Annotated in this window: 26 protein-coding genes; 3 read left to right on the top strand and 23 right to left on the bottom strand. The window is 71.1% G+C overall.

Going from position 1 to position 23,141, the window contains the following annotated elements:
• The 6 genes from purB to F4559_RS34055 are packed head-to-tail and all read right to left on the bottom strand — an operon-like array spanning position 1 to position 4,549.
• The gene (gene purB, locus F4559_RS34080; protein WP_184675212.1) at positions 1–1,428 is read right to left on the bottom strand and encodes an adenylosuccinate lyase; all 1,428 of its coding nucleotides are present in this window, start codon (positions 1,426–1,428) and stop codon (positions 1–3) included.
• Positions 1,429–1,444: 16 nt separating this feature from the next.
• Positions 1,445–2,134, bottom strand: a complete 690-nt coding sequence (locus F4559_RS34075) for a hypothetical protein (protein WP_184675210.1) — start codon at positions 2,132–2,134, stop codon at positions 1,445–1,447.
• Positions 2,131–2,658, bottom strand: a complete 528-nt coding sequence (locus tag F4559_RS34070; protein WP_184675208.1) for an RNA polymerase sigma factor — start codon at positions 2,656–2,658, stop codon at positions 2,131–2,133. The genes F4559_RS34075 and F4559_RS34070 overlap by 4 nt, the downstream gene beginning before the upstream one ends.
• Before the next feature lie 35 nt (positions 2,659–2,693).
• A complete protein-coding gene (locus tag F4559_RS34065) occupies positions 2,694–3,278 on the bottom strand; it encodes a TetR/AcrR family transcriptional regulator (protein WP_184675206.1) in 585 nt (194 codons plus the stop codon).
• Between the two features lie 21 nt (positions 3,279–3,299).
• Entirely contained in the window at positions 3,300–4,007 is a 708-nt protein-coding gene (locus F4559_RS34060) for a hypothetical protein (protein WP_184675205.1), read from the bottom strand.
• A 23-nt stretch (positions 4,008–4,030) separates the two neighbouring features.
• Positions 4,031–4,549, bottom strand: coding sequence for a SigE family RNA polymerase sigma factor (locus tag F4559_RS34055; RefSeq protein ID WP_184675203.1), 519 nt, complete (start codon positions 4,547–4,549; stop codon positions 4,031–4,033).
• A gap of 145 nt (positions 4,550–4,694) precedes the next feature.
• On the opposite strand from F4559_RS34055, the gene F4559_RS34050 reads away from it, so the two are divergent.
• Together F4559_RS34050 and F4559_RS34045 are read left to right on the top strand one after the other, a co-directional pair.
• Positions 4,695–5,711: a threonine aldolase family protein gene (locus F4559_RS34050; RefSeq protein WP_184675200.1), complete on the top strand. Its 1,017-nt coding sequence runs from the start codon at positions 4,695–4,697 to the stop codon at positions 5,709–5,711.
• Complete coding sequence (locus F4559_RS34045) at positions 5,711–6,304, top strand: HAD family hydrolase (RefSeq protein WP_184675198.1); 594 nt, start codon at positions 5,711–5,713, stop codon at positions 6,302–6,304. The genes F4559_RS34050 and F4559_RS34045 overlap by 1 nt, the downstream gene beginning before the upstream one ends.
• Before the next feature lie 30 nt (positions 6,305–6,334).
• Here the strand turns inward: F4559_RS34045 and F4559_RS34040 are convergent, their stop codons facing one another.
• From F4559_RS34040 to F4559_RS33970, 15 genes are all read right to left on the bottom strand, one after another.
• Complete coding sequence (locus tag F4559_RS34040) at positions 6,335–6,499, bottom strand: hypothetical protein (protein ID WP_184675196.1); 165 nt, start codon at positions 6,497–6,499, stop codon at positions 6,335–6,337.
• Between the two features lie 6 nt (positions 6,500–6,505).
• Positions 6,506–7,693: a pyridoxal phosphate-dependent aminotransferase gene (locus F4559_RS34035; protein ID WP_184675194.1), complete on the bottom strand. Its 1,188-nt coding sequence runs from the start codon at positions 7,691–7,693 to the stop codon at positions 6,506–6,508.
• A 10-nt stretch (positions 7,694–7,703) separates the two neighbouring features.
• The gene (locus F4559_RS34030; protein WP_184675192.1) at positions 7,704–8,852 is read right to left on the bottom strand and encodes a transglycosylase SLT domain-containing protein; all 1,149 of its coding nucleotides are present in this window, start codon (positions 8,850–8,852) and stop codon (positions 7,704–7,706) included.
• Between the two features lies 1 nt (position 8,853).
• Entirely contained in the window at positions 8,854–9,159 is a 306-nt protein-coding gene (locus tag F4559_RS34025) for a hypothetical protein (protein ID WP_184675190.1), read from the bottom strand.
• A 51-nt stretch (positions 9,160–9,210) separates the two neighbouring features.
• The gene (locus F4559_RS34020; protein ID WP_184675188.1) at positions 9,211–9,738 is read right to left on the bottom strand and encodes an ESX secretion-associated protein EspG; all 528 of its coding nucleotides are present in this window, start codon (positions 9,736–9,738) and stop codon (positions 9,211–9,213) included.
• A gap of 71 nt (positions 9,739–9,809) precedes the next feature.
• A complete protein-coding gene (locus F4559_RS34015) occupies positions 9,810–10,571 on the bottom strand; it encodes an ESX secretion-associated protein EspG (RefSeq protein ID WP_312865966.1) in 762 nt (253 codons plus the stop codon).
• A 6-nt stretch (positions 10,572–10,577) separates the two neighbouring features.
• Positions 10,578–11,825: a hypothetical protein gene (locus tag F4559_RS34010; RefSeq protein WP_184675186.1), complete on the bottom strand. Its 1,248-nt coding sequence runs from the start codon at positions 11,823–11,825 to the stop codon at positions 10,578–10,580.
• Positions 11,826–11,833: 8 nt separating this feature from the next.
• Complete coding sequence (locus tag F4559_RS34005; RefSeq protein ID WP_184675184.1) at positions 11,834–12,394, bottom strand: DUF3558 domain-containing protein; 561 nt, start codon at positions 12,392–12,394, stop codon at positions 11,834–11,836.
• Positions 12,395–12,490: 96 nt separating this feature from the next.
• Positions 12,491–13,087, bottom strand: coding sequence for a DUF3558 domain-containing protein (locus F4559_RS34000; RefSeq protein WP_184675183.1), 597 nt, complete (start codon positions 13,085–13,087; stop codon positions 12,491–12,493).
• Complete coding sequence (locus tag F4559_RS33995) at positions 13,080–13,529, bottom strand: hypothetical protein (protein ID WP_184675182.1); 450 nt, start codon at positions 13,527–13,529, stop codon at positions 13,080–13,082. The genes F4559_RS34000 and F4559_RS33995 overlap by 8 nt, the downstream gene beginning before the upstream one ends.
• 184 nt (positions 13,530–13,713) lie before the next feature.
• Positions 13,714–14,292 (bottom strand): DUF3558 domain-containing protein, encoded by a 579-nt coding sequence (locus F4559_RS33990; protein ID WP_184675181.1) that lies wholly within the window; start codon positions 14,290–14,292, stop codon positions 13,714–13,716.
• Between the two features lie 71 nt (positions 14,293–14,363).
• Positions 14,364–14,954 (bottom strand): DUF3558 domain-containing protein, encoded by a 591-nt coding sequence (locus F4559_RS33985; RefSeq protein WP_184675180.1) that lies wholly within the window; start codon positions 14,952–14,954, stop codon positions 14,364–14,366.
• Between the two features lie 207 nt (positions 14,955–15,161).
• A complete protein-coding gene (gene purD, locus F4559_RS33980) occupies positions 15,162–16,415 on the bottom strand; it encodes a phosphoribosylamine--glycine ligase (protein WP_184675178.1) in 1,254 nt (417 codons plus the stop codon).
• Between the two features lie 28 nt (positions 16,416–16,443).
• Entirely contained in the window at positions 16,444–17,412 is a 969-nt protein-coding gene (locus F4559_RS33975) for a TAXI family TRAP transporter solute-binding subunit (RefSeq protein WP_184675176.1), read from the bottom strand.
• Positions 17,405–19,324, bottom strand: coding sequence for a TRAP transporter permease (locus tag F4559_RS33970; protein ID WP_312865965.1), 1,920 nt, complete (start codon positions 19,322–19,324; stop codon positions 17,405–17,407). The genes F4559_RS33975 and F4559_RS33970 overlap by 8 nt, the downstream gene beginning before the upstream one ends.
• A gap of 185 nt (positions 19,325–19,509) precedes the next feature.
• Here F4559_RS33970 and F4559_RS33965 point away from each other — a divergent pair, with 185 nt between their 5' ends.
• On the top strand, positions 19,510–20,607 hold the full coding sequence (locus F4559_RS33965; protein ID WP_184675172.1) for a glycerophosphodiester phosphodiesterase: 1,098 nt from the start codon (positions 19,510–19,512) through the stop codon (positions 20,605–20,607).
• 31 nt (positions 20,608–20,638) lie between these two features.
• Here the strand turns inward: F4559_RS33965 and F4559_RS33960 are convergent, their stop codons facing one another.
• Positions 20,639–21,730: an LLM class flavin-dependent oxidoreductase gene (locus F4559_RS33960; protein WP_184675170.1), complete on the bottom strand. Its 1,092-nt coding sequence runs from the start codon at positions 21,728–21,730 to the stop codon at positions 20,639–20,641.
• An 82-nt stretch (positions 21,731–21,812) separates the two neighbouring features.
• Complete coding sequence (locus tag F4559_RS33955; protein ID WP_184675168.1) at positions 21,813–23,105, bottom strand: adenylosuccinate synthase; 1,293 nt, start codon at positions 23,103–23,105, stop codon at positions 21,813–21,815.
• Positions 23,106–23,141 lie beyond the last annotated feature (36 nt).

Below are 23,141 nucleotides of genomic sequence, written 5' to 3'. Positions count from 1 at the left end.
CTACAGGATCGGCGCGGGCGCGTACCCGGACGCCTCCGGGAAGCGGCCGACGACCTCCTCGACCTGCCGGACCACGTCCGCGACCTGGCGCTCGGCCACGCCCGTGAACGACAGCCGGTCGGCCAGCAGCGCGTCGAGCCCGGCCCGGTCGAGCGGGAGGCGGTCGTCGGCGGCGAGCCGGTCGAGCAGGTCGTTCCCGGCGCCCTGCTCGCGCATGGCCAGCGCCACGGCGACCGAGTTCTCCTTGATCGCCTGGTGCGCGGTCTCCCGGCCGACACCCGCGCGCAGGGCCGCCATCAGCACCTTGGTCGTGCCCAGGAACGGCAGGTAGCGGTCGAGTTCGCGGCCGACCACCGCCGGGTACGCGCCGAACTCGTCCAGCACGGTCAGGAACGTCTCCAGCAGCCCGTCGAACGCGAAGAACGCGTCCGGCAGCGCGACCCGGCGCACCACCGAGCACGACACGTCGCCCTCGTTCCACTGGTCGCCGGCCAGCTCGCCGACCATGGCCAGGTGGCCGCGCAGGATCACCGCGAACCCGTTGACCCGCTCGCATGACCGCGTGTTCATCTTGTGCGGCATGGCGCTGGACCCGACCTGGCCGGCCTTGAAGCCCTCGGTCACCAGCTCGTGGCCGGCCATCAGCCGGATGGTCTTGGCCAGCGACGACGGCCCGGCCGCGAGCTGCACGAGCGCGGAGACGACGTCGAAGTCCAGCGACCGCGGGTAGACCTGGCCGACGCTGGTCAGCACGCGTTCGAAGCCCAGGTGCGACGCCACGGCCTGCTCCAGCTCGACCAACCGGTCCTCGTCGCCGCCGAGCAGGTCGAGCATGTCCTGCGCGGTGCCGACCGGGCCCTTGATGCCGCGCAGCGGGTAGCGCGTGATCAGCTCTTCGAGCCGGCGGAACGCGACGAGCACCTCGTCGGCCGCCGTGGCGAACCGCTTGCCCAACGTCGTGGCCTGCGCGGCGACGTTGTGCGACCGGCCGGCCATGACCAGGTCGGTGTACTCGGCGGCCAGGCGGGCGAGGCGGGCGAGCAGGGCGGCCGTCTTGCCGCGCACGAACTCCAGCGAGCGCAGCACCTGGAGCTGCTCCACGTTCTCGGTGAGGTCGCGCGAGGTCATGCCCTTGTGCACGTGCTCGTGGCCGGCGAGGGCGTTGAACTCCTCGATGCGCGCCTTCACGTCGTGCCGGGTGACCTTCTCGCGGTCGGCGATCGACGCCAGGTCGACCTGCTCGACGACCCGCTCGTAGTCCTCGACGGCACCGGCGGGCACGTCGATCCCCAAGCCCGCCTGGGCGCGGAGGACGGCCAGCCACAGCCGGCGCTCCAGGACGATCTTGTGCTCGGCGGACCAGAGCGTGGCCAGTTCGGTGGAGGCGTACCGACCTGCGAGGACGTTGGCGATGCGGGGCTTGCTCACCCGTGCAGCCTAGCCTTCACCCCTGGGCGAGGTCCGGATCGGTGGCCAGGGCGACGAGCACGTCGAAGGACAGCGACGGCTCCGACGGGCGGTGGTCGGAGCCGTCGGTCACGTCGTACGCGTACGCGACGGCCAGCACGATGATCCCGCTCTTGCGGAAGTGCGCGGCGGATCGCCGGACGGTGGCGTCGCGCTTCTCGGCGAGTTCCACCACGCTGCCATCCGGCTGGTCGAGCGTTCGCACACACCCGTACTTCGCGCAGAACGAACCCCGGGAGAAACCCCGGTCGAGACCGGCGATGTGCATGGCGGCCGACGCGACGCCCAGGTCGTCGGTGAACCTGATCGCCAGGTCGAGCTGGTCCTCGGGACCGAGCCCCGTGCCCGAGATCGACACCGTGACGTCCCGCGCGCCGGGGATGGCCATGGCGATCCGCGCGGACACGTGCTCCTCGATCAGCGGTATCGGCACGAGGTTCCCGGAACCCAGTACGCGCACGTCTCCGCTGCGGTCGTTCGCGAGCAGGCGGGGAAGCGCCAGGTAGGACCCGCAGGCCATCAGGGTGAGCACCACCACCGCGAACAGCGCCATCCGCCGGGTGCGCCCGCGCTTGGCGCGGTCCATCAGCACGTCCGGGTCGAAGTCGAGTGGTGGTTCGTCGTCGAAGGCGGCGTGCAACGCCGTGCGCAGGTCGACGTCCCTCATGAAGCGATCACCGAACCCTGGCCGAGCGCTTCGACGGCGGCACGCAAGGCGACGAGCCCACGCGAGGTCTGGCTCTTGATCGTGCCCTCCGCGCATCCCATCACCACCGCGACCTCGCTCACCGGCAGATCCTCGAAGTACCGCAGGACCAGCACCGCCCGTTGTCTCTCCGGCACCTCCAGCAACGCCGTGCGCACCAGGTCACGGGCCCACAGCCGGTGGTCGGACAGATCCGGGTCGGCCGAACTGTCAGCGACCTCGGGCACGTCGCCGTCGCCGATCTCGACCCGGCGCCACGGACGGCGCCGCTCGTCGAGCCACGTGCGTAAGAGGATCTTGCGCGCGTAGGCGGCCGGCGTGTCCAGGTGGACCCGCCGCCACGCCTGGTAGAGCTTGAGCAGGGTGGCCTGCATCAGGTCCTCGGCCGTGTGCCAGTCGCCGCAGAACAGGAACGCGGTACGCCGCAGCGCGGCGGCGTTGGACACCGCGAACTCCCGGAACGCCGACTCGTCGGCCTCGCGCATGGCGTCACCCCTTCGCCCCTTCTACGGGCCGGGGGTCAGCGGGGTTGCATGGCCTTGTCGAGCATGCGCCGCGCCGCCGCGCGCGGGTCCGGCGAGATCTCGATCAACGCGTTGACCACGGCGCCGTCGACCAGCGCGATGATCTCCTCGACCCGTTCGGCGGTCCAGGTCCGGCCCGACGCGAGGAAGATCTCCAGCAGCAACGCGTGCAACTGCCCCGACAGCCTGCGCATCAACGGCCGCAGGTAGGGCCTGCGGCCCGTGGCGACCAGCCGTTCGTAGCGCAGCAGGACCTGTTCGGCGTCGCCCTCCTCGGTCGGCGGTCCGAGCAGCAGGTCCAGCACGAGGTCGGTGAACGCCGCGTCGCCCTCGACGCCGTCCAGCGCGGCGAGCCGGGCCTTGCCGTTCTCGTACTCCACGTTGCCGTGGAACTCCAGCGCGGCGACGACGAGTTCGTCCAGCGACGAGAAGTAGTAGGTTGTGGACGCCAGCGGCAGGCCGGCGCGTTCGGCGACGGCGCGGTGGCGCACCGCGTCGAAACCGCCGTCGACCAGCAGTCCGGCCGCCGCCTCGACCAACGCCTGTCGTCGCCGCTCCCCTTTGGGCGTCGCCGCTGTCATTGCGCGAACCTACCCCGGTACTCAGAGCCGCCCGGCCACTCCCACCGCGATGTCGGCCAGCCGGGACGAGAACGGTCCCGTGCCGGTGCCGGCCGCGGGGGTGCTGAACACGTACACCGTGCCGCCGCGTGCGGGCGCCGAGGCGCCGGTCGGCAGCACGGCCACGCCGTCGGGCACGAACACGACCGTCACCGTGCCCTGGTCGGCGCCGTCGCGGACCGGGTAGGAGGCGCCGCGCGCACCCTCCGGGCACTGGGCCACGGCGGGCACGGCGGGAGGCGTCGCGACCGGGAGCTCGTCGGCGAGGGCGACGGCGAGCTCCCGGTCCACCTCGACGCACCCGCGTGAGGCGTTGCCGGCATCAGCTGTGCCGGCGCTCCCCGGCAACTCGTCCCCCTGCGTAGACGAGTCCCTGGGAAGGCTGTAGGGCGACGTGCCGCCCGTGTTCGGAACCGTTGGTTCCTGCGCGATCATAGGAACGGTGGACTCCGCCGCGCCAGGAGATGCGTCCTGCCGAGCGGTACCGCTGGTATGCGAGGCGCCGCCGGACAGGACGAATCCCCCACCGAGGAGCAAAACGAACACCAGGCTGGTGCCCGCCGCGATCGCCGACCGCCGCCGTGCGGTGGCCCGGTAGGACGCCGAACGGACGCCGCCGAGGTCGAAGGACGCGGGCGGCACGTCGGTCGCCGCCTCGCGGAACAGCTCGGAGAGCTTCTGCTCGTCCACTCACCACACCCCCGTTTCCCCGGTCAGGACGCCGACTTCAGGTCGTCGAGCGAGTCGCCCAGTGCTTCGCGCAACGCGGCCAACCCCCGTGACGTCTGGCTCTTCACGGTCCCCTCGGAGCAGTTGAGCGCCACCGCCACGCCGGCGACGTCCAGGCCCTCCAGGAACCTCAGCACGAGCACCGCCCGTTGCCGGGGTGGCACCCGCCGCAGGCCCGCGACCAGCGCCTCGCGCGTCACGACCGCGTCGGCGAGCGCGCCGTCGTCGGCCGGGACGTCCGGGACCTCGTCCACGAACCGCTCCCGGCGCCACGGCCGGCGGGACTCGTCGATCACCGCGCGCACCAGCGTCCGGCGGACGTAGGCGTCCAGGGCTCCCTTGTCCCGGACCTTGCGCCACCTGCGGTGCAACGCGACGAACGCGGTCTGCGCGAGGTCGTCCGCGCGGTGCCAGTCACCGCAGAGCAGGAACGCCGTTCGGCGCACGGCCTCCCGGCGAGCCACGAAGTACTCCGCGAACTCCTGCTCGTCGCGCTGATCCACGCGGACTCTCTCCGCTCGTCGTGCTTGCACCTGCTGGACGGTGCCGGTGCCGTGTGCGGTTGCACGGACCCGGCGGGTTTCGTTGCCATCGTGGTACCGCGTCGCCTGCCCGGTGGACCCTTGCCGGATGTGATGTGATCCATTCGTGACCCTGCACGCACCGATCGACTTCCGCTCGGACACAGTCACCCAACCGGACGAGGCGATGCGGCTGGCGATGTCCGCCGCCGAGGTCGCCGACGACGTGATCGACCGAGATCCCACGATGCGACTGCTGGAGGAGCGCGCCGCCGACCTGCTCGGCGTCGACGCCACGCTCTGGGTGCCGTCGGGCTCGATGGGGAACCTGATCGCCCTGACCGCGCACCTGCGCCGGGGCGACCGGTTCCTGGCACCGCGGTCCGCGCACGTGCTCGACCACGAACTGGGCACGGCCGCGTGGCTCGCGGGCGGTCTGCCGCACGCACTGGACTGGGCCGGTCCCGGCCGGCCGGACCCGGACGACGTCCGTGCCGAAGCCGGTGCCGACGGCCCGTACTACACGCTGCGCACCACACTGTTGTGCCTGGAGAACACCCACAACTCGGCGGGCGGGACCGTCACGCCGCCCGACGAGCACGCCCTGCTCGTGGCCGCGGCCAAGGACTCCGGGCTGCGCGTGCACCTGGACGGCGCCCGGCTGTGGAACGCGGCCGTCGCGCTGGGCGTGCCGCCGGCCGCGCTGACCGTGGGCGTGGACACCGTGCAGGTGTGCCTGAGCAAGGGGCTCGGCGCGCCGGTCGGGTCGCTGGTCGGCGGCACGACCACGTTCGTCGAGGAGGCCCGGCGGCTGCGCAAGATGCTGGGCGGCGGCGTGCGGCAGGGCGGCGTGCTGGCGGCGGCGGGGCTGGTCGGCCTGGACCGGATCGACGACCTCGCGGCCGACCACGCCAACGCGCGGGCGTTCGCCAAGGGCCTGGCCGACCTGGGCTGGGTCGTGGCCGAGCCGCAGACCAACGTCGTGCTGGCGGCCGTGCCGGACCTGGAGGTGACGTTGACGGCGTTGCGGCACCTGGGCGTGCTGGCCGGTCCGATGGCGGGTCGGGTGCGGTTCGTGACGCACCGGGACGTGGACGCGGACGACGTGGCCGAGGCGTTGCACCGGATCGGGTCGGTGAGCTGATGCGCTGGGTGGTGTTCGACTACGGGCAGGTCGTGAGCCGTCCGCACGTGGACCTGCCGGGGCTGGCGGCGGCGATGGGCGTGCCGCTGGAGGACTTCCTGGCCTCCTACTGGGCCCACCGCGACGCCTACGACCGGGGCGATTCGGACCTGGTCTACTGGCGCGCGGTCGGCGGCGGGGTCGGCGTGGACGTGTCCGAGGAGTTCGCGCGGCGGCTGGCGGACCAGGACACGGCCGGGTGGCTGCACCCGGACCCGGACGCGGTGGCGTTGATCGCCGAGCTGGACGCGGCGGGCGTGCCGCTGGCGCTGCTGTCCAACGCGTCGCACACGTTCGGGCGTGCGGCCGAGAAACAGCCCTGGACCAGGCACTTCCGCCACCTGATGTTCTCGGCCGACCTGGGCACGGCCAAGCCCGACCCGGAGATCTGGACGGCGCTGGCCGACCGGATCGGCGCCCGGCCTCGGGACTGCGTGTTCTTCGACGACCGCGTCGAGAACGTCGACGGCGCGCTGCGCGCGGGACTCACCGGCCTGCTGTGGCAGGGCACGCTGACGGCACGCACCGCCCTGGCCGGGCTGTCCCTGCCGTGATCACGGTGCCGGGCGGCGTGCGCCGTCCGGCTACCTGATCTCCTTGCGCCCCTTGGACTTGATCGCGCCGTACGCGGCCGTGCCCACGAACAGCACGACGCCGACGACCGCGAGCCAGAACAGGCCCTTGACCACCGCGCCCAGCACGGAGATCACGACCCACGCCGCGAGCAACCACACGATGATGCGCACCATGCCCGGTCAACGAGCGGCGTGACCTGCGGGTTCCCGTTCGCCGAGGGTGGGCAGCCACATTTTCAGGCGACGCAACGCCTCGTCGATGTCCTGTGCCGACGAGGCGAACGAGAACCGCACGAAGTCGTGGCCGCGTTCCGGGTCGAAGTCGATGCCCGGCACGATCGCCACGCCGGTCTCGTCGAGCAGCCGGCGGCAGAACGCCATCGAGTCCGACGTCAGGTGCGAGACGTCCGCGTACGCGTAGAAAGCGCCGTCGGCAGGCGCGATCCTGGTGATCCCCAGGTCGGCGAGCCCGCTGAGCAACACGTCCCGGTTGCGCCGGTAGCCGTCGACCAGCGCGGCCGTCTCCGCGTACGACTCGGGTTCGAACGCGGCCACGGCGGCGTGCTGGGCGAGCGCGGGCGGGCAGAGCGTGAAGTTGCCGGTGAGCCGGTCCGCCGCGTCGCGCAGATCCGGCGGCAGCAGCATCCAGCCCAGCCGCCAGCCGGTCATCGCGAACGCCTTCGAGAACGAGTTCACCACGATCGCGTCCCGCGAGGTCTCCCACGCGCTCGTGAGCGGCACGGCGTAGGCGATGCCGTGGTAGATCTCGTCGCTGACCAGGCGCGTTCCGCGTGCGGTGCACCAGTCCGCCAGCGCGGCCAGCTCGTGCGGCGCGAGCACGGTCCCGGTCGGGTTGGCCGGGCTCGCCACGACCAGACCGGCCAGCGGGCCGACCTCGTCGAGCATCTCCACGGTCGGCTGGAAACGGTTTTCCGGGCCGCACGGCAGCTCGACGACCTCGCAGCCCAGCGCCCGCAGGATGTTGCGGTACGCCGGGTAGCCGGGCCGGGCCAGCGCGACCCGGTCGCCGGCGTCGAACGCGGACAGGAAGGCCAGCAGGAACGCGCCGGACGACCCGGTGGTGACCACCACGTCGTCCGGCGTGATCTCCAGCCGGTACTGCCGCGCGTAGTGGCCGGCGAGGGCCGTGCGCAGCGGCAGGATGCCGAGTTGTTCGGTGTAGCCCAGGGTCTGCGTGCGCAACGCCCGTTCCGCGGCGGCCAGGACCGGTGTCGGCGCCGGGCTCGACGGCTGCCCGGCCGCCAGCGACACCACGTCGCCGTGGGTGCGCTGACGGTGGGCTGCGGCGGAGAGCACGTCCATCACGTGGAACGGGGGCACGTCGGAGCGTGCGGCGACACCGGACATGGGCGTCAGGCTAGTAGCCCTGGTAACCGCCGCCCTGGGCCATCGACTTCAGACCCGGGTGGCCCTCGAAGCCGCCGTAGCGCTCGAACGTGTACCGGACGCCGGCGATGATGTTGTCGACCGGGTTCCAGATGTCGTCGTGGCCGGGCAGCTTGTAGGACTGGAACGTGGGGTCGATGCACTGCATGAGGCCCTTGGACGGGGTGCCCTTGGCCGCGTTCGAGTCCCAGTCGTTGATGGCGTGCGGGTTGCCGCCGGACTCCTTCTCGATGATCGTCCAGATCTGCTGGATGTTCGCCTCGGTGACCGGGATGCCCGCGGCCTGGAGGATCTTGATCGCCTCGCGGATCCACTGCTCGACGTTGCCGGGCGGCGGGCCGCTCGCGGGCGGCGGACCGCTGGGGCCGAAACCGCCGAAACCGCCACCGCCGGCGCTTCCTCCTCCGCCGCCTCCACCGCCGCCGCCGCCGTGGGAGCCGCCCGTGGACTGGCTCGGCGACTGCTGGTGCTGCGGGGTCTCGGTGGCGGACGACGGCTTGGTCTCGGCCTCGGGCGTGGGCTGCCAGTCGATCGGGTTGCCGGGCGCGGGCACGAACGACTGCGTGCCGGGGTCGGGCAGGCTCGAGAACGCGGGCGTGAAGACGCGGCCCTTCAGCGCGGACAACGCCGAGTTCACCGCGGTCTCGGCCTGCTCGATCACCGGACCCGCGTCGCCGGCGGCCTCCGCGCACAAACCGGAGATCGCGGCGTCCACATCGGCCTGCGGCATGTGCCGGTTCTGCTCGCGCACCTGTCGAGCGCGCGAGAGCAGGTTCTCGCAGATACGTGTCATCGTCGTTTTCGCGGCTTCGAGCGCGTTCGCGGCGGAATCGAGATCACCGGCCGCCGCCGTCAACGCCTCGGCCAACGCGGTACCGCTTTTCGTGAATCCGGACATGTAGGTCACGAATCCGTCGGCGGAACCGCCCTCCCACGCGCCGTCGAGCGCGGAGACGGTCCGCTGGACCACGTTCCCGGCTTCGCCCGCCTTGGTCGCGGCCTCACGCCACCGCGTCGCCACGTCACGCACGGCCTGCGGCTGCGCCGAGTCGACCTTGTCCGCCCAAGCGGCCACCGCGGCACCACCCGGCAGGCCCGCGACCTCGTCTTTCGCGCTCATCTCACACCGCCCGGAACGAGCCGGCGTTGGCCGCCTCGACGTCGTCGACCGCGCTCTCGACCTTGTCGATCGCGCGTTCCACCTGGCCCAGCAGCTTCTCCGCGGCGGCGCACTCGGCACCCGCACGCGACTGGAAATCCGACACCGCCGACGCGAGTCCGCCCGACGTGCCGAGCTTTCCGAAAACACCCGCGTCCACGTAGGCACCGGACAAGCCGTCACCCACCGACCCGAATTGTCCGGCTTGCGCGGAAGCCGCGCTCCGACATTGCTCCAACGCCTCGGCGTTGAACTTGGCCACTGGCATTTACCGCCCCCTTGACGCGTACGCACAGACTTTAGGGGAACTCGACACGACTTATCCGGACAACCGGGCGAGAAGTGACGCGACCCGCTCACGCAGACCGTCGGCGGGCACCGGACCGTGGAAGTCGACCACGTCGCGGGACCGGCACCGCCGCCCGGTCGCGTCGAGCACCGCCGCACCGATCCGCCCGTGCAGGTCCTGTGCGCCGACCAGGTCGCCATCGGCGGGCAACACCGACACGACGGCGGCGGGGAGGTCCGCGTCGGGGTCGCGCACGGACAATCGGCCGCCGGACAGCACCGCGAGCACCGCACCGCGCTCGCCGGACACGGCCAACGCGCGCACGGCCACGCTGCCGATGCCCAGGCGCAGGTCGACGGCACGCGGCGGACGGGCGACCAGTTCCAGGGCGGAACCGAGCCACGGGTCGAGGTCACCGTCCCGGACCAGGTCGTTCTCGACCAGCTCCGACCACGGGGCCGGGTCGTCGGGGACGTGTAAGACGATCGGCAGGGCACCTAGGTCGAGGTGCTCCCACGCCGTGCGGAACTGGGCAGCGCTCAGCGTCGCGTTGGTCACCGGAACGTCACTCCCGAAGGACGGCGGGCAGGCGTGGGTGTTGGACGCCGCGCCCGCGGGGCCGGTTCCCCTCAGACCTCCTGCATCAGCTCCCGGACGCACACCGCGAGCCGGTGGTTGTCGATCGGCGTGATCGTGCTCCAGTCACGGCCGTCCGAACTCGGCCGCACCAGGTGCAGGTACCGGCCGGACGGGGTGTCGTGCCACGCCACGACCCGGTTCGCGCGCACGGGCGGACCGCCCGGCCGGGCGCGTTCCACGCCGAACTGGCCCCGCGTGCCCATGCCGTCCACCATGCCCGCGAGTTCCTGGGCCTCGTGCAGTGGAATCCCGTGGTACTCCAACGAGAGGACGAGCTTGTCCGCGTCCCGGCCGGCCTCGTCGGCGGCGGCGCGGAACACGTCGTTGGGCAGGCTCACGGACCGGCCGCGACCGGCCGGGCGTTCACCGGTGACCGACACCGCGTCGTCGGCCAGCGCGGTGGCCCGCGACTCGATCAGCCACACCTCGTCGCCGTCGACGACACCGAGCACGGCCTCGTCCGACCCGGCCGCCGCCAGGCCCCTGATCTTGCGGCCGTCGACCCAGATCCACAGGTCGACGGACACCTTGGGGTTGGCCAGCAACGCGAACGCGTCGGCGATCTCGGGCGTGACCCGGCGGTTGTGCGCCAGACCCCGCTCCTCCAGGGAGTGCCAGGCGTTCTCGACGAACGCCGCGCGTTCGGTGTGCGTGATGCCGGGGCTGGGCACGTCGAGCGCGACGTTGCGGCGGGGGTGGCGCTCGGCCTCCCACGCCACGTCGAACTCCAGCGTGCTCAGTACCACGGTCACCGCGGGCTACTTCCGCTCGGAGTCGTCGCCGAGGACCGACTGGACGACCATCCGCTCGTCGCCGAACACGTCGTCGGAGTCGACGCCGTACTTGCGCACGTGCTCGGCGTCCTCCTCGTCCTTGGCCGAGGCGGCGGGCTGGAGCATCGTGCCGGTGCCGACCTTGCCGGTACGCGTGTTGCCGGCCGCCGTGGCGGCGGACGCGGCACCCGGCGCCCGGCCGACCGGCCGTTCGTCGGGGTCGATCGCACCCAGCGTGGCCGAGATCCCGGACTTGCCGGCCGCGACACCCGCCTTGCCGACGGCCTTGGCGCCGCCTTCCGGGGCCTTGCCCGTCGCCGTGCCGCCCTTCCCACCGCCCCGCACGAGGCGGTCGGGCCGCACCGACCCGGCGATCCCGAGCCCGGTGAGCGTGGACAACCCCAGCCCGATCCCGAGCCCGATGTTGGAGGTCGGCACGCGGCCCAGCAGCGGATTGGCCTGGATCGGCACGGAAGGACCGACCGGCGTGCCCGGCAACTGGCCGCTGAGACCGCCGGCGGGCAGCTGCGGCGGGATACCGGCGGTGGCGCCGCCGGGCAGGCCGACGGACCCGCCGGGCAGACCCGCCGACGCGGGCAGCCCGGTCGGCACGCCGCCGATGTGACCCGCGGGCGTGGCGACGTGGGCGACCGTCGCGGTCGCGCTGGAGGCCACGGTGACGTCGAAGTTCGGCGGCTTGTTCAGGCCCTGGTAGGAGTCGAGCGTCGAACGGGACGCCTCGGTGTACTGGTCGAGGCCGCGGATGGCCTGCTCGCGTGCCGCCTGGGTCTGCTTGACCTCTTCGGCGTGGTCGGTCTCGTAGCCGGCGAACCCGGCGACCTTGTCCCACGTCGACTGCTGGGTGGCGCCGAGCAGGGACGTCGACTCGGGCAGCACGTGCCGGGTCTGGCTGAAGGTCGCACTCTGCTCGGCCGTGGCCTTGGAGGTGCGCTGGGCGGTCTCGTCGGCGTTGCCCGCGTAGTCGGCCTGGGCGGTGATCGTGCCACCGGCCTTGTCGCCGGCCGCACCCTGCCACTCGATGCCGAGCTTGCCCAACTCGCGCCGCAACACCTCGTCGGTCTCGGCAAGACCGGCGGCGAGTTCACGCAGGGCGTGCGAGGCCTCGGAGAACCGCTGGGCCGCGTCACCGGACTTGAACTTCTCGACCAGTCCCGCGAGGGCATGGTTGTCGTACCCCTCGAAGCGGTGGTCCCCGATCTCCCGATAACCCATGACACCCCTCACTTCAAGGTCTGCAACGTGGCCAACGCGAGTTCCGCGCCCTTGGCCGCGTTCTGGCACATGACATCCTTGGTCGGCTTGCCGCTCCCGATAGGGATGAAGTCGACGTACAACTGCTGCTTGTCAGCCACGTCGACGGCGACCGCGCAATCCGCCGCGGTGCCGCTGAGACTGATGGTCCGCGCCGGGAACCCACCGACGACGACCTCGCCGACGTCGGTGTTCCCTTTGCCGGTCCAGTACTCCACGCCGGTGCCGGTGATCACCGACACGCCGTAGTTGGTTTGGAGGTCGCCGGTGAACTCACAGGTCGGAACGTTGCCCGCACCGACGACGTCGCTGTCGTTGCGCTCGTTCTCGACGACCTTGAGCTGCTTCATCTGCCCGGGGGTCAACAACCGACACGGGTCGACCCCGTCGACCTTGACGGTCGTCGGCCGGTCGCTCCCCGCCTTCGTCGTAAAGGTCTGCGAGATCGGCAGCGTCACACCTCTTGTCGGCTCCGCCGTGCCGCACGCGCCCGTCACTGTGGCAGCGCCGAGCAGTGCGACCGCACGCACGACGCCGACCCGCACTGTTCGGCCGCCGCGGCGCACGCCCCTGGCTGCCGAGGCGCCGAGCCCCTGTTCACCCCGCCGCCGGCGATGCACCGCGCCTCACTTCAGGGTCCGCAACGTGGCCAACGCGAGCTCCGCGCCCTTGGCCGCGTTCTGGCACATGACGTCTTGACTTTGGTCATCCACGTGATAGTCGACGTAAAGCTGTTGCCCGTCGGCGACATCGACGACAACCGCGCAAAAGGCATCCACACCGCTCAGCCCGAGAGTCGCCGCACGGTAGCCGGACACCTCGACCGCCTTGACATCGATGTTGCCCGATTCATCCCAGTAGTCGATCCCCGCACTGGTCACCAGACCGACACCGTAGGAGTGCCACGGCGCGCCGGTGGTTCCGTAGTTGCACAGCGGCGCTTGGCTGCCATTCTTGAGCAGGTCACTGTCGTCACGGGTGGTGCGCACGGTCTTCAACTGACTGGTTTGAGCAGGCGTGAAAACCGTGCACGGGTCGATTCCATCGAGCTTGATCGCCTTGGGTCGCGGCGTGGCGGATTTCGTCCCGGCCGCGGACGTGGTCACGCCGACGGTCGGCGTGGACCCGGCGGTGCCGTTGCCCGGCTCCTTCGAGGTACAGGCGACCGCGAGCGTCCCCACAAGGGCGACGCACAAGATGCCCGGACGCAGGAAGTCACGCACTCTTGACCCCCATCGCGGACACGACCTCGTCCTCGGTGAAGCCGTACTGCTTGGCGACCTCGCGCAACTGGTCGACCAGATTGGAGAGGCTGGTCCGGTACTGGCGGACTCGTCCCGCGTACGACTCCGGACCTTCGATGAGTCGCGCGTTCCAAGCGGCGGCGACGTCCTCGTTCACCGGATCGGCATTCGGCCCCAACTTGACGAGCAGGCCGCGTTCCGCGCGTCGAAGAGCATCGTTCAACCTGAGGGCCTGGTCAAAAACGATCTTGCCGGCCTGCAGGACGGTTTCCTTGTCCACGGCGAACTGCTGTGCCGACGCCGAAGCCCCGGGCATGGTCTTGCCGAGCGCCTTCTCCGCGGTGATCAGCGCACCGACCGCCGCGCCGACGGCGCCGCCGACCCCGGCGGCCATGCCCAGGATGCCGTTGTCCTCTGCCACGACTCCTACCCCCGTACGGTCGGTAACGGTCCGGTCCCGGTTCGCAGGCTACCAACGTCCGAGCGTGCCCGGCCCATGGTTCGACGAGAACGAGGGCGTGGCGGTTCCGACCGCACCACGGCACGATCGGAGGCCGACTCCGCCCGTCGCCACCATCGCGTGGCCTCAGCGACGCCGACACCTCTCACTTCAGGGTCCGCAACGTGGCCAACGCGAGCTCCGCGCCCTTGGCCGCGTTCTGGCACATGACGTCTTGACTTTGGTCATCCACGTGATAGTCGACGTAAAGCTGTTGCCCGTCGGCGACATCGACGACAACCGCGCAAAAGGCATCCACACCGCTCAGCCCGAGAGTCGCCGCACGGTAGCCGGACACCTCGACCGCCTTGACATCGATGTTGCCCGATTCATCCCAGTAGTCGATCCCCGCACTGGTCACCAGACCGACACCGTAGGAGTGCCGTGGCGCCGAACTGGTCATATAGCTGCACAACGGTGTATTGCTGCCGTTCTTGAGCAGATCCATGTCCTGCCGGCTGGAGCGGGCCGTCTTCAGTTGTTTCGTCTGTTCGGCCGTGAAAACAACACAGGGGTCGAGGCCATCGAGTTTGATCACCACAGGGCGTTCCACAGCGGAGGTCGTGAAATGGACTTTCGGAGCTTCCTCGGGCTTACCGAACCCAGGCTCCCGCGATGCGCACGCGGCCGAAAAAGCCCCGATCAACGCGACGATGGCGACACACCGATACATGCGTTCACTCACGCCTGACCCCTATCGCGATGTGGATCTCGTCCTCGACGAGGTTGCCATTGCCGTTGGGCACGACCTGCATCTCACTTCAAGGTCTGCAACGTGGCCAGCGCGAGTTCCGCACCTTTGACCGCGTTCTGGCACATGACGTCCTGCGCAGCCGCCTGACCGGGCTCGTAGTCGAAGTAGAACTGTTGTCCGCCGGCGATGTCGATCGCAAGCGCGCAGTCGACGGGCGCACCCTTGAAGGTCAGCGTCACCGCGCTGTAGCCACCCACGGTGGTGGGCTTGACATCGACGTTGCCGTTTCCCGTCCAGTGGTCGATGCCCGACCCGATGACGAGGCCGACGCCGTAGATGATCCGCGGCGAGCTGTTGTTGCCGTAGTTGCAGACCGGGTCCTCGCTGCCGTCCTTGACGAGGTCCTGGTTCATCCGGGTTCTACGGCTGACCGAAAGCTGTTTCATCTGCTCGTCGGTGAGCACTTGGCAGGGGTCGATCCCGTCGAGCTTGATTTCCTCTGGGCGAGGCTTCTTCTCAGTCGTGGTGGTCTTCGGTGCCGCCGATGTCGGACTGGCGGCCATGCCCTTGCCCGGCTGCTCGGTCGTGCACGCTGCGGTCAGTGCGGCGACGGCAGTCAGCAGGGCGGTCGTGCGAACAGCGCTACTACGCACTACCAGCCCCCATTGTGACGAGAACGGCTTTCCCGAAGCAGCCGTACCGCGTGCCACATCACATGGCTGCGTATCCCGGATCGACCATGTCTCCGGACGGTCGGCGACTGCCCGGCGCCCTGATCGCAGGCTATCAACGACCAGGGCGCCGAGTCTGTGATTCGACAAATCCGGGCATGAGGCTTCCGACTGCGGGAGAAGTGCGAGTCAGAATTCGATCTCGCCGTTCGCGGCGCGCAAGGCGATGTCGGAGCGGTGGTGGGAGCCGGTCAGGTGCACGGTCTTCACGCGGTCGTACGCGGACGTGCGGGCGTCGGCCAGCGTGTCGCCGGTACCCACGACGGCCAGCACGCGACCGCCCGTCGACACCACGGCGCCGTCGTCACGCCGGCGGGTGCCGGCGTGCAGCACGCCGTCCGCCTCGGTGCCGCCGACGACGTCCCCCGTCCGGGGTCGGCCGGGGTAGCCCTCGGCGGCCACGACCACGGTCACGGCGTAGCCGGGTGCCCAGTCCAGGTCGGCGATCCCGCCGAGGCCGCCGGTGGACGCGGCCAGCAGCAGGCCGGCCAGCGGCGTCTCGAGCAGTGCCAGCACGGCCTGGGTCTCGGGATCGCCGAAGCGGCAGTTGAACTCGATCACCTGCGGCCCGGTGGGGGTGAGGGCCAGGCCCGCGTAGAGCAGGCCGGTGAACGGGGTGTCGCGGCGGGCCAGTTCGTCGACCACGGGCTGCACGCACGTCGCCACGATGGTCTCCACCAGGCCGTCCGGCGCCCAGGGCAGCGGCGCATAGGCACCCATGCCACCGGTGTTGGGGCCGGAGTCGCCGTCGCCCACGCGCTTGAAGTCCTGCGCGGGCAGCAGGGGCACCACGTTCGCGCCGTCGACCAGGCAGAACAGGGACACCTCGGGCCCGGAGAGGAACGACTCCAGGAGCACCGGGTGGCCGTTGTCCAGCAGGGTCATGGCGTGCGCACGCGCGGTCGCGCGGTCGGCCGTCACGACCACGCCCTTGCCCGCCGCGAGCCCGTCGTCCTTGACCACCCAGGTCGGGCCGAAGTGGGTCAGGGCGGCGTCGAGCCGGGCCGGGTTGTCGACGACCTCGGAGGTCGCGGTCGGCACGCCGGCCGCCGCCATGACGTCCTTGGCGAACGCCTTGGAGCCCTCGATGCGGGCCGCGGCGGCCGACGGGCCGAAGCACGGGATGCCGGCCGCGCGCACGGCGTCGGCGGCGCCCGCGACCAGCGGCGTCTCGGGCCCGACGACGACCAGGTCGGCACGCCACTCGACGGCCAGCGAGGTCACGGCCGCCGCGTCGGTCACGTCGACGCCGCGGATCTCGGCGAGTCCGGCGATGCCGGCGTTGCCGGGAGCGCAGGCCAAGGCGACCACCGCGGGGTCCCGTGACAACGCGAGGACAAGGGCATGTTCACGGGCTCCGGACCCGATGACCAGGACACGCACGGTTGGCCAGCCTAGTTGACCCGTCCGGCTATCCGCCGAGCGCGTCCAGCGAGCCGGGCGACAGCGGAACCGGGTCGGTCAGCCCGGCCTGGTCGCGGAGGATGTCGCGGGCCGCCGGGTGCACTTTCTCCAGGTCGCCCTTGTGCTCGTAGATCGCCTTCGTCACGGCGCACGCGTTCGAGATCGGGAAGTCGTCTCTGACGAGCAGCACGTTGGGCACGATGATCGTCGGCACGTCGGCGGGCTGACCGTAGGCGGCGGCCGGGATCACGCCCCGGTCGTACACGGGGTTGACCTGCCGCAACGCCTCCAGTTGCGGGGTCAGGTCGAGGAAGTGCACGTCGCCCTTCAACGACGTGGTGATGTCGGTGATCTGCGCGGTCGGCAGTCCGCCCGACCACACCAGCGCGTCGAGGCTGCCGTCCTTCATGCCGTCCGCGGTCTTGGTCAGGTCGAGCCGCTGCGCCTGCACGTCCTTGTCCGGGTCGAGTCCGGCCGCGCGCAGCAGCCGTTGCGCGATCACCTCGGTGCCGGACTTGGGCGACCCGGTGGAGACCCGCTTGCCGCGCAGGTCGGCCGGCGAGTTGATCCCGCCGCGCACGAGCACCTGCGTGTAGTTGGGGTAGAGCCTGGTCAACGCCTGGATCTTCTGGGGTTTGCCCTCGAACGCCCCCTTGCCGCCGACCGCGTCGGCGGCCGTGTCGGCGAGCGAGAACGCGATGTCGTACGTGCCGTCGACGAGCTGCTGGACGTTCTGCACGGACGCACCGGTCTCGGCCGCCGTCGCCTTGAGCGGGGTGTTGGCGCTGATCACCTGGGCCAGTGCGCCGCCGATCACGTAGTACACGCCGCCGGAGTTGCCGGTGGCGATGGTGATCCGCCCTTCGGCCGCCTCGCACTCGGCCGCGCCCGCCTGCCGGGCCGCCGGTTCCCGCTTGCCGCCGCAGCCGGCGACGACCAGCGCGACCGCCACCACGACGATTCCGAGCCTACGCATCCCGGTTCTCCTTCCGGTTGACCAGCACGTGCACGACCGTCGCGGCGAACAGGAACGCCGCGCCGATCGCGACGCTGCGGGGGTCCGGGTACAGCAGGGCCAGGGCCGCCGGTACGCACAGCGCCCGTTCGGCCACGCCCGCACGGCGCACCAGCCACCCGCCGGTCGCGACCGCGAGCGCGGCCACGCCCAGTGCCGACACCGCGAACACCCACAACGCGTCGAGAAGGGTGCCATGCAGGAGCAAGTTCGAGCCGTTGTCGGTGAGCACGAAAGCCAAGGGCACGAGGAAGGCGGGCAGCGTGTACCGCCACGTCCGCCACATCGTCCGCACCACGTCGCCGCCGGTGATCGCGGCGGCCGCCACCGCGGCGAGCGCGGTCGGCGGCGTGACCTCGGACAGCACGGCGTAGTAGAAGATGAACATCGCCGCTTCGGCCGGTGCGACACCGAGTTCGACCAACGCCGGTCCGACGACCACCCACGAGATCACGAAGGACGCGGTCACCGGTACGGCCAGGCCGAGCACGCTCACCGCGACCGCCGCGAGCACGGCCGTCACCGCGAGCACCACGGCCGGGTTCGAGGACACCGCGGACGCCAGGTCCACCAACGCCGAGGCGAGTGCCTGCCCCAGTCCGGTCTTGGTGACGGTCGACGTGATCACGCCCGCCGCCGCGCACACCGCGATCACGGGCAACGCCCCGCGCACCCCGACCGCCAGGGACGTCGCGACCAGCCGCGACCAGCCCCTGAGGTCGGACGACAGCGCGAACAACGCCGCCACCCCGGTGGCGTAGACGACGGCCGAGTACACCGGCACGTCGAGCACGAGGAAGACGACGATCACGCCCAGGGACAGGAAGTGGTGGCCGCCGCGCCGCAGCACGGTCCACGCCCGGGGCGCCTCCACGTCGACCGGCCGGGCCCCGAACCGCCGGGCGTCGATCTCGACGGCCAGCGCGATGCCCAGGTAGTACAGCAGGGTCGGCAGGATCGCCCACACGAGCACGTCGAGGTACGAGACCCGGAGGTACTCGGCGATGATGAACGCCGCCGCGCCCATGGTGGGCGGCGACAGGATCGCCCCGATGCCGGACGCGGCGAGCAGGCCGCCCGCGTTCTCCTTCGAGTAGCCGGCTTTCCGCAGCATCGGCCACGTCACCGCGCCCAGCGACACGGTCGTGGCCGTGCCCGAGCCGGACACCGTGCCGAGCAGGAAGCCGGCGGTGGCGGCCGTGCGACCGGGTGCGGTGCGGGACCGGCGGAAGAGCGAGAAGCTGATGTCCACGAAGAACGTGCCCGCGCCGGACGCGTTGAGCACGGCGCCGTAGATCGTGAACAGCACGATGTAGGTCGCGGCGACGTCGAGCGGCGTGCCGTAGAAACCCGTGGCGTCGTTGAAGAACCCGTTCACGATCTGCGCGAAGTCCACGCCCGCGTGGGAGATCGCCCACGACGGCGGCAGGTACCCGCCGTAGTAGGCGAAGGCGATGAACGCCACGCACACCACCGGCAGCACCCACCCGGTCGTGCGCCGCGCGGCTTCGAGGATCAGCAGCAGGAGCACGGTCCCGGCGATCACGTCGGGCGTCGACAGTTGGCCCTGCCGGTCGAGGAACGCGTCGAAACCGGCCAACGGGTACGCACCGGCCAGGAACGCCAGGAGCGCCAACACCCAGTCGAGCGGTCCGGGGTCGGCGGACCGCCCGTACGACAGGAACACCAGCGGCAACGTCACCGCCAGGAACACGACCAGGTAGAACTGCCCGCCCTGCGCGAACGGCCGGAACACCTGCTTGAGCACGAGCAGGGCGACCAGGAACGCCGCCACGGCCAACGCCCGGTCCCAACGCGCCGACAACGCGCGTACCGGGCGTTCTTCGTCCTGTTCCAGGATGGGCTCGGACACGGGCACCTCCGGTGACCCGACGCTACTTGTGCCCCCGGTCACAGCCCAGGAGGTCCGGCTTAAGGGACGGTAAATCCACGCGGGCGCGCACTGTTCACCCGCTCTTCAACCGTCGGTGGCGGGGACGTCGCGGAGCGCGACAAGGCTCCCGGCGTCCGGTAACGACGCTTCGAGGAGGTCGACCGATGCTGCGGTCGAAGATCGTCGGCGTGGCGCTGGCCGCGCTCGCCGTCGCCGGGGTGGTGACGCTGCCGTCCGCGTCCGCCGACCAGGGCGGGGAGAAGGCGCGCGGGCCGCTGGTGATCGGCCACCGGGGCGCGTCGGGCTACCGGCCCGAGCACACGTTGGCCTCGTACGAACTGGCCGCGCGCATGGGCGCGGACTTCATCGAGCCCGACCTGGTCTCGACCAAGGACGGCCGGCTCGTCGCCCGGCACGAGAACGAGATCGGCGGCACGACCGACGTCGCCGCGCACCCGGAGTTCGCCGGCCGCCGCACCACGAAGACGATCGACGGCGTCGCGATCACCGGCTGGTTCACCGAGGACTTCACGCTCACCGAGCTGAAGTCGTTGCGCGCCAAGGAACGCATCCCGCAGATCCGGCCGCGCAACACGCTCTACGACGGCCGCTTCCCGGTGCCCACGCTCGAAGAGGTCATCGACCTCGCCCGGTCGCTGAGCCGGGACCTCGGCCGGACCGTCGGCGTGTACCCGGAGACCAAGCACCCGACGTACTTCCAGGACATCGGCCTCGCGCTGGAGCCGAAGCTCGTGGACGTGCTCAACCGCAAGGGCCTCAACCGGCCCGGCGCGGCCGTGTACGTGCAGTCGTTCGAGGTCGCGAACCTCAAGTGGCTGCGCGGCAAGCTGCGCGTGCCGCTGGTGCAGCTGATCGACGCCTCGGGTGCGCCGTACGACTTCGTGAAGGCCGGCGACAAGCGCACCTACGCCGACCTGGTGACCCCGGCCGGGCTGAAGGAGATCGCGACCTACGCCAAGGGCATCGGCGTGGCCAAGGACCGGATCATCCCGCGCGACGCGAACGGGTTCCTCAAGCAGCCGACCACGCTCGTGGCCGACGCCCACGCCCGCAAGCTGATCGTGCACGCGTGGACGTTCCGCAACGAGAACGCGTTCCTGCCGGCCGACTACCGCTCGTCCACCGACCAGGCCGCGTACGGCCGGGCGTTCGACGAGTACGCGAAGTTCTTCGCGACCGGCCTCGACGGCGTGTTCGCCGACAACCCGGACACCGCCGTGGAAGCCCGCAAGTCCCGCTGACCGACGGCCCCGGACAGCGTCGTCCGGGGCCTCACAGCAGTCCGCGCCGCCTCAGTTCGGGGTGCACGCCCTCGCCGAACCAGTACGCCTCCTCCAGGTGCGGGTAGCCCGACAGCACGAACTCGTCCACGCCGTGCGCGTGGTACTCGGCGATCAGGTCCGCGACCTCGGCATGGCTGCCGACCAGCGCGGTGCCCGCGCCGCCGCGCACCAGTCCGATCCCGGCCCACAGCGCCGGGTGGACCTCCAGGCCGCGCGGGTCGCCGTCGAAGGCGCCGCCGTGCAAGGCGACCATCCGCTGCTGCCCGACGGACTCGCTGGCCGCGAGCCGTTCCTGGGCCTCCCGCACGCGTCGCGGGTCGAGGGCGGCGAGCAGGCGACCCGCCTCGCGCCACGCCTCCTCGGAGGTGTCCCGGCTGATCGTGTGCAGCCGGACACCGAACCGGACCGGCCGGTCGGTCAGCGCCCGGACCCGCGCGATCTTGGCCGCCACGTCGGCCGGCGGCTCGCCCCACGTGAGGTAGACGTCCGCGTGCCGGGCGGCCACGGGCAGCGCGGCGTCGGACGACCCGCCGAAGTACACGGGCGGGATCGGGTCGGGCGGCGCGGGCAGGGTCGCACCGGCGATCCGGTAGTGCTCACCGGTGAAGTCGACGGGTTCGCCGCCCCACACCGAGCGCACGACCCGGAGGAACTCGTCGGTGCGCGCGTAGCGCTGGTCGTGGTCGAGCCAGTCGCCGAACCGGCGCTGCTCGATCGCGTCGCCGCCGGTCACGACGTTGAGCAGCAGCCGACCGCGCGAGATCCGCTGGTAGGTGGCGGCCATCTGGGCGGCCAGCGTCGGCGAGACCGCGCCCGGCCGGAACGCCACCAGGAACTTGAGCCGGGACGTCCGCGCGAGCAGCGCCGCCGTGCTCAGCCACGCGTCCTCGCACCACGTGCCGGTGGGTGTGAGCACGCCCGTGAACCCGTTGACCTCGGCCGCCGACGCCACGGCCGCGAGGTAGTCGATGTCCGGGCCGCGCGACGCGGGCGTGCCCTGTGTCGGGTTGGCGTGGAAGCGTTCCACGATCGTGCGACCGTCGCCGGACGTGGGCAGGAACCAGTGCGTGACCACGCTCATGCGAGCGAGTCTCGGCACCCCGCCGGGCGGCGGTCAACGCGTTCCGGATCGCGAACACGCCGCCGCGGCGGGGGTTTTCGTGCTAGCCGCCGAGCATGTCGTGGCGCACGATCGTCTGGTCGCGGCCCGGACCGACGCCGATCGCCGACACCCGCGCCCCGGAGATCGACTCCAGGTACTCGACGTACGCCCGCGCGTTCGCGGGCAGTTCCTCGAACGTGCGGCATCCGCTGATGTCCTCGAACCAGCCGGGCAGCTCCTCGTACACCGGCACGGCGTGGTGCACGTCGGTCTGCGTCATCGGCATGTCGTCGACGCGCTGCCCGTCCACCGTGTAGCCGACGCAGACCGGCACCTTCTCCAGGCCGGACAGCACGTCCAGCTTGGTGAGGAAGAAGTCGGTGATGCCGTTGACGCGCGCGGCGTACCGGGCGATCACCGCGTCGAACCAGCCGGTGCGGCGCGAGCGGCCGGTCGTGACGCCGAACTCGCCGCCGGTCTTGCGCAGGTGCTCGCCCATGTCGTCGTTCAGCTCCGTCGGGAACGGGCCGGAGCCGACGCGCGTGGTGTACGCCTTGAGGATGCCGATCACCGTGGTGATCCGGGTGGGGCCGATGCCCGAGCCCGCGCTGGCACCGCCGGACGTCGGGTTCGACGAGGTGACGAACGGGTACGTGCCGTGGTCGACGTCGAGCAGGGTGCCCTGCGAGCCCTCCAGCAGCACGGTCTCGCCGCGCTCCAGCGCCTGGTTGAGCAGCAGGCGGGTGTCGGCGATGCGGGACGCGAACTTGGCGCCGTGCTCCAGCACGCCGTCCACGATCTGGTTCGCGTCCAGCGCCTTGCGGTTGTAGACCTTGACCAGGACCTGGTTCTTGAAGTCGAGTGCGGCCTCGACCTTCTGGCGCAGGATCTTCTCGTCGAGCAGGTCCTGGGCGCGGACGCCGACGCGGGCGATCTTGTCCTGGTAGCACGGGCCGATGCCGCGCCCGGTCGTGCCGATCTTGGCCTTGCCCAGGTAACGCTCGGTGACCTTATCGATGGCCACGTGGTACGGCATGATCAGGTGCGCGTCGGCCGAGATCAGCAGCGTGGAGGTGTCGACGCCCTGCTGCTCGAGGCCGGCGAGTTCGTCGAGCAGCACGGCCGGGTCCACGACGACGCCGTTGCCGATGACGCTCGTCACACCCGGTGTGAGGATGCCGGACGGGATCAGGTGCAGGGCGAACTTCTGGCCGTCGGGCAGCACGACCGTGTGACCGGCGTTGTTGCCACCCTGGTAGCGGACGACCCACTGGACACGTTCACCGAGCAGGTCGGTGGCCTTGCCCTTGCCTTCGTCGCCCCACTGGGCACCGATCAGCACGACGGCCGGCATGTGAGACTCCCTGCGGTTGAATCGGTAAGAGCGAAT

Origin of the sequence: Saccharothrix violaceirubra, from assembly GCF_014203755.1 — a bacterium.
Classification (GTDB): Bacteria; Actinomycetota; Actinomycetes; order Mycobacteriales; family Pseudonocardiaceae; genus Actinosynnema; species Actinosynnema violaceirubrum.
Note: the sequence above shows the minus strand (reverse complement) of the source record. Positions and strands in the feature narration are given on the sequence as shown.

Bases quoted from the DNA above. Each gene is read 5' to 3' on its own strand.
- F4559_RS34025 (WP_184675190.1), bottom strand. From the start codon at position 9,159: ATGCCAGTGGCCAAGTTCAACGCCGAGGCGTTGGAGCAATGTCGGAGC.
- F4559_RS34030 (WP_184675192.1), bottom strand. From the start codon at position 8,852: ATGAGCGCGAAAGACGAGGTCGCGGGCCTGCCGGGTGGTGCCGCGGTG.
- F4559_RS33965 (WP_184675172.1), top strand. From the start codon at position 19,510: ATGCTGCGGTCGAAGATCGTCGGCGTGGCGCTGGCCGCGCTCGCCGTC.
- F4559_RS34045 (WP_184675198.1), top strand. From the start codon at position 5,711: ATGCGCTGGGTGGTGTTCGACTACGGGCAGGTCGTGAGCCGTCCGCAC.
- F4559_RS34070 (WP_184675208.1), bottom strand. From the start codon at position 2,658: ATGCGCGAGGCCGACGAGTCGGCGTTCCGGGAGTTCGCGGTGTCCAAC.
- F4559_RS33955 (WP_184675168.1), bottom strand. From the start codon at position 23,105: ATGCCGGCCGTCGTGCTGATCGGTGCCCAGTGGGGCGACGAAGGCAAG.
- F4559_RS34010 (WP_184675186.1), bottom strand. From the start codon at position 11,825: ATGGGTTATCGGGAGATCGGGGACCACCGCTTCGAGGGGTACGACAAC.
- F4559_RS33960 (WP_184675170.1), bottom strand. From the start codon at position 21,730: ATGAGCGTGGTCACGCACTGGTTCCTGCCCACGTCCGGCGACGGTCGC.
- F4559_RS33975 (WP_184675176.1), bottom strand. From the start codon at position 17,412: ATGCGTAGGCTCGGAATCGTCGTGGTGGCGGTCGCGCTGGTCGTCGCC.
- F4559_RS34075 (WP_184675210.1), bottom strand. From the start codon at position 2,134: ATGAGGGACGTCGACCTGCGCACGGCGTTGCACGCCGCCTTCGACGAC.
- F4559_RS34065 (WP_184675206.1), bottom strand. From the start codon at position 3,278: ATGACAGCGGCGACGCCCAAAGGGGAGCGGCGACGACAGGCGTTGGTC.
- F4559_RS34035 (WP_184675194.1), bottom strand. From the start codon at position 7,693: ATGTCCGGTGTCGCCGCACGCTCCGACGTGCCCCCGTTCCACGTGATG.
- F4559_RS34040 (WP_184675196.1), bottom strand. From the start codon at position 6,499: ATGGTGCGCATCATCGTGTGGTTGCTCGCGGCGTGGGTCGTGATCTCC.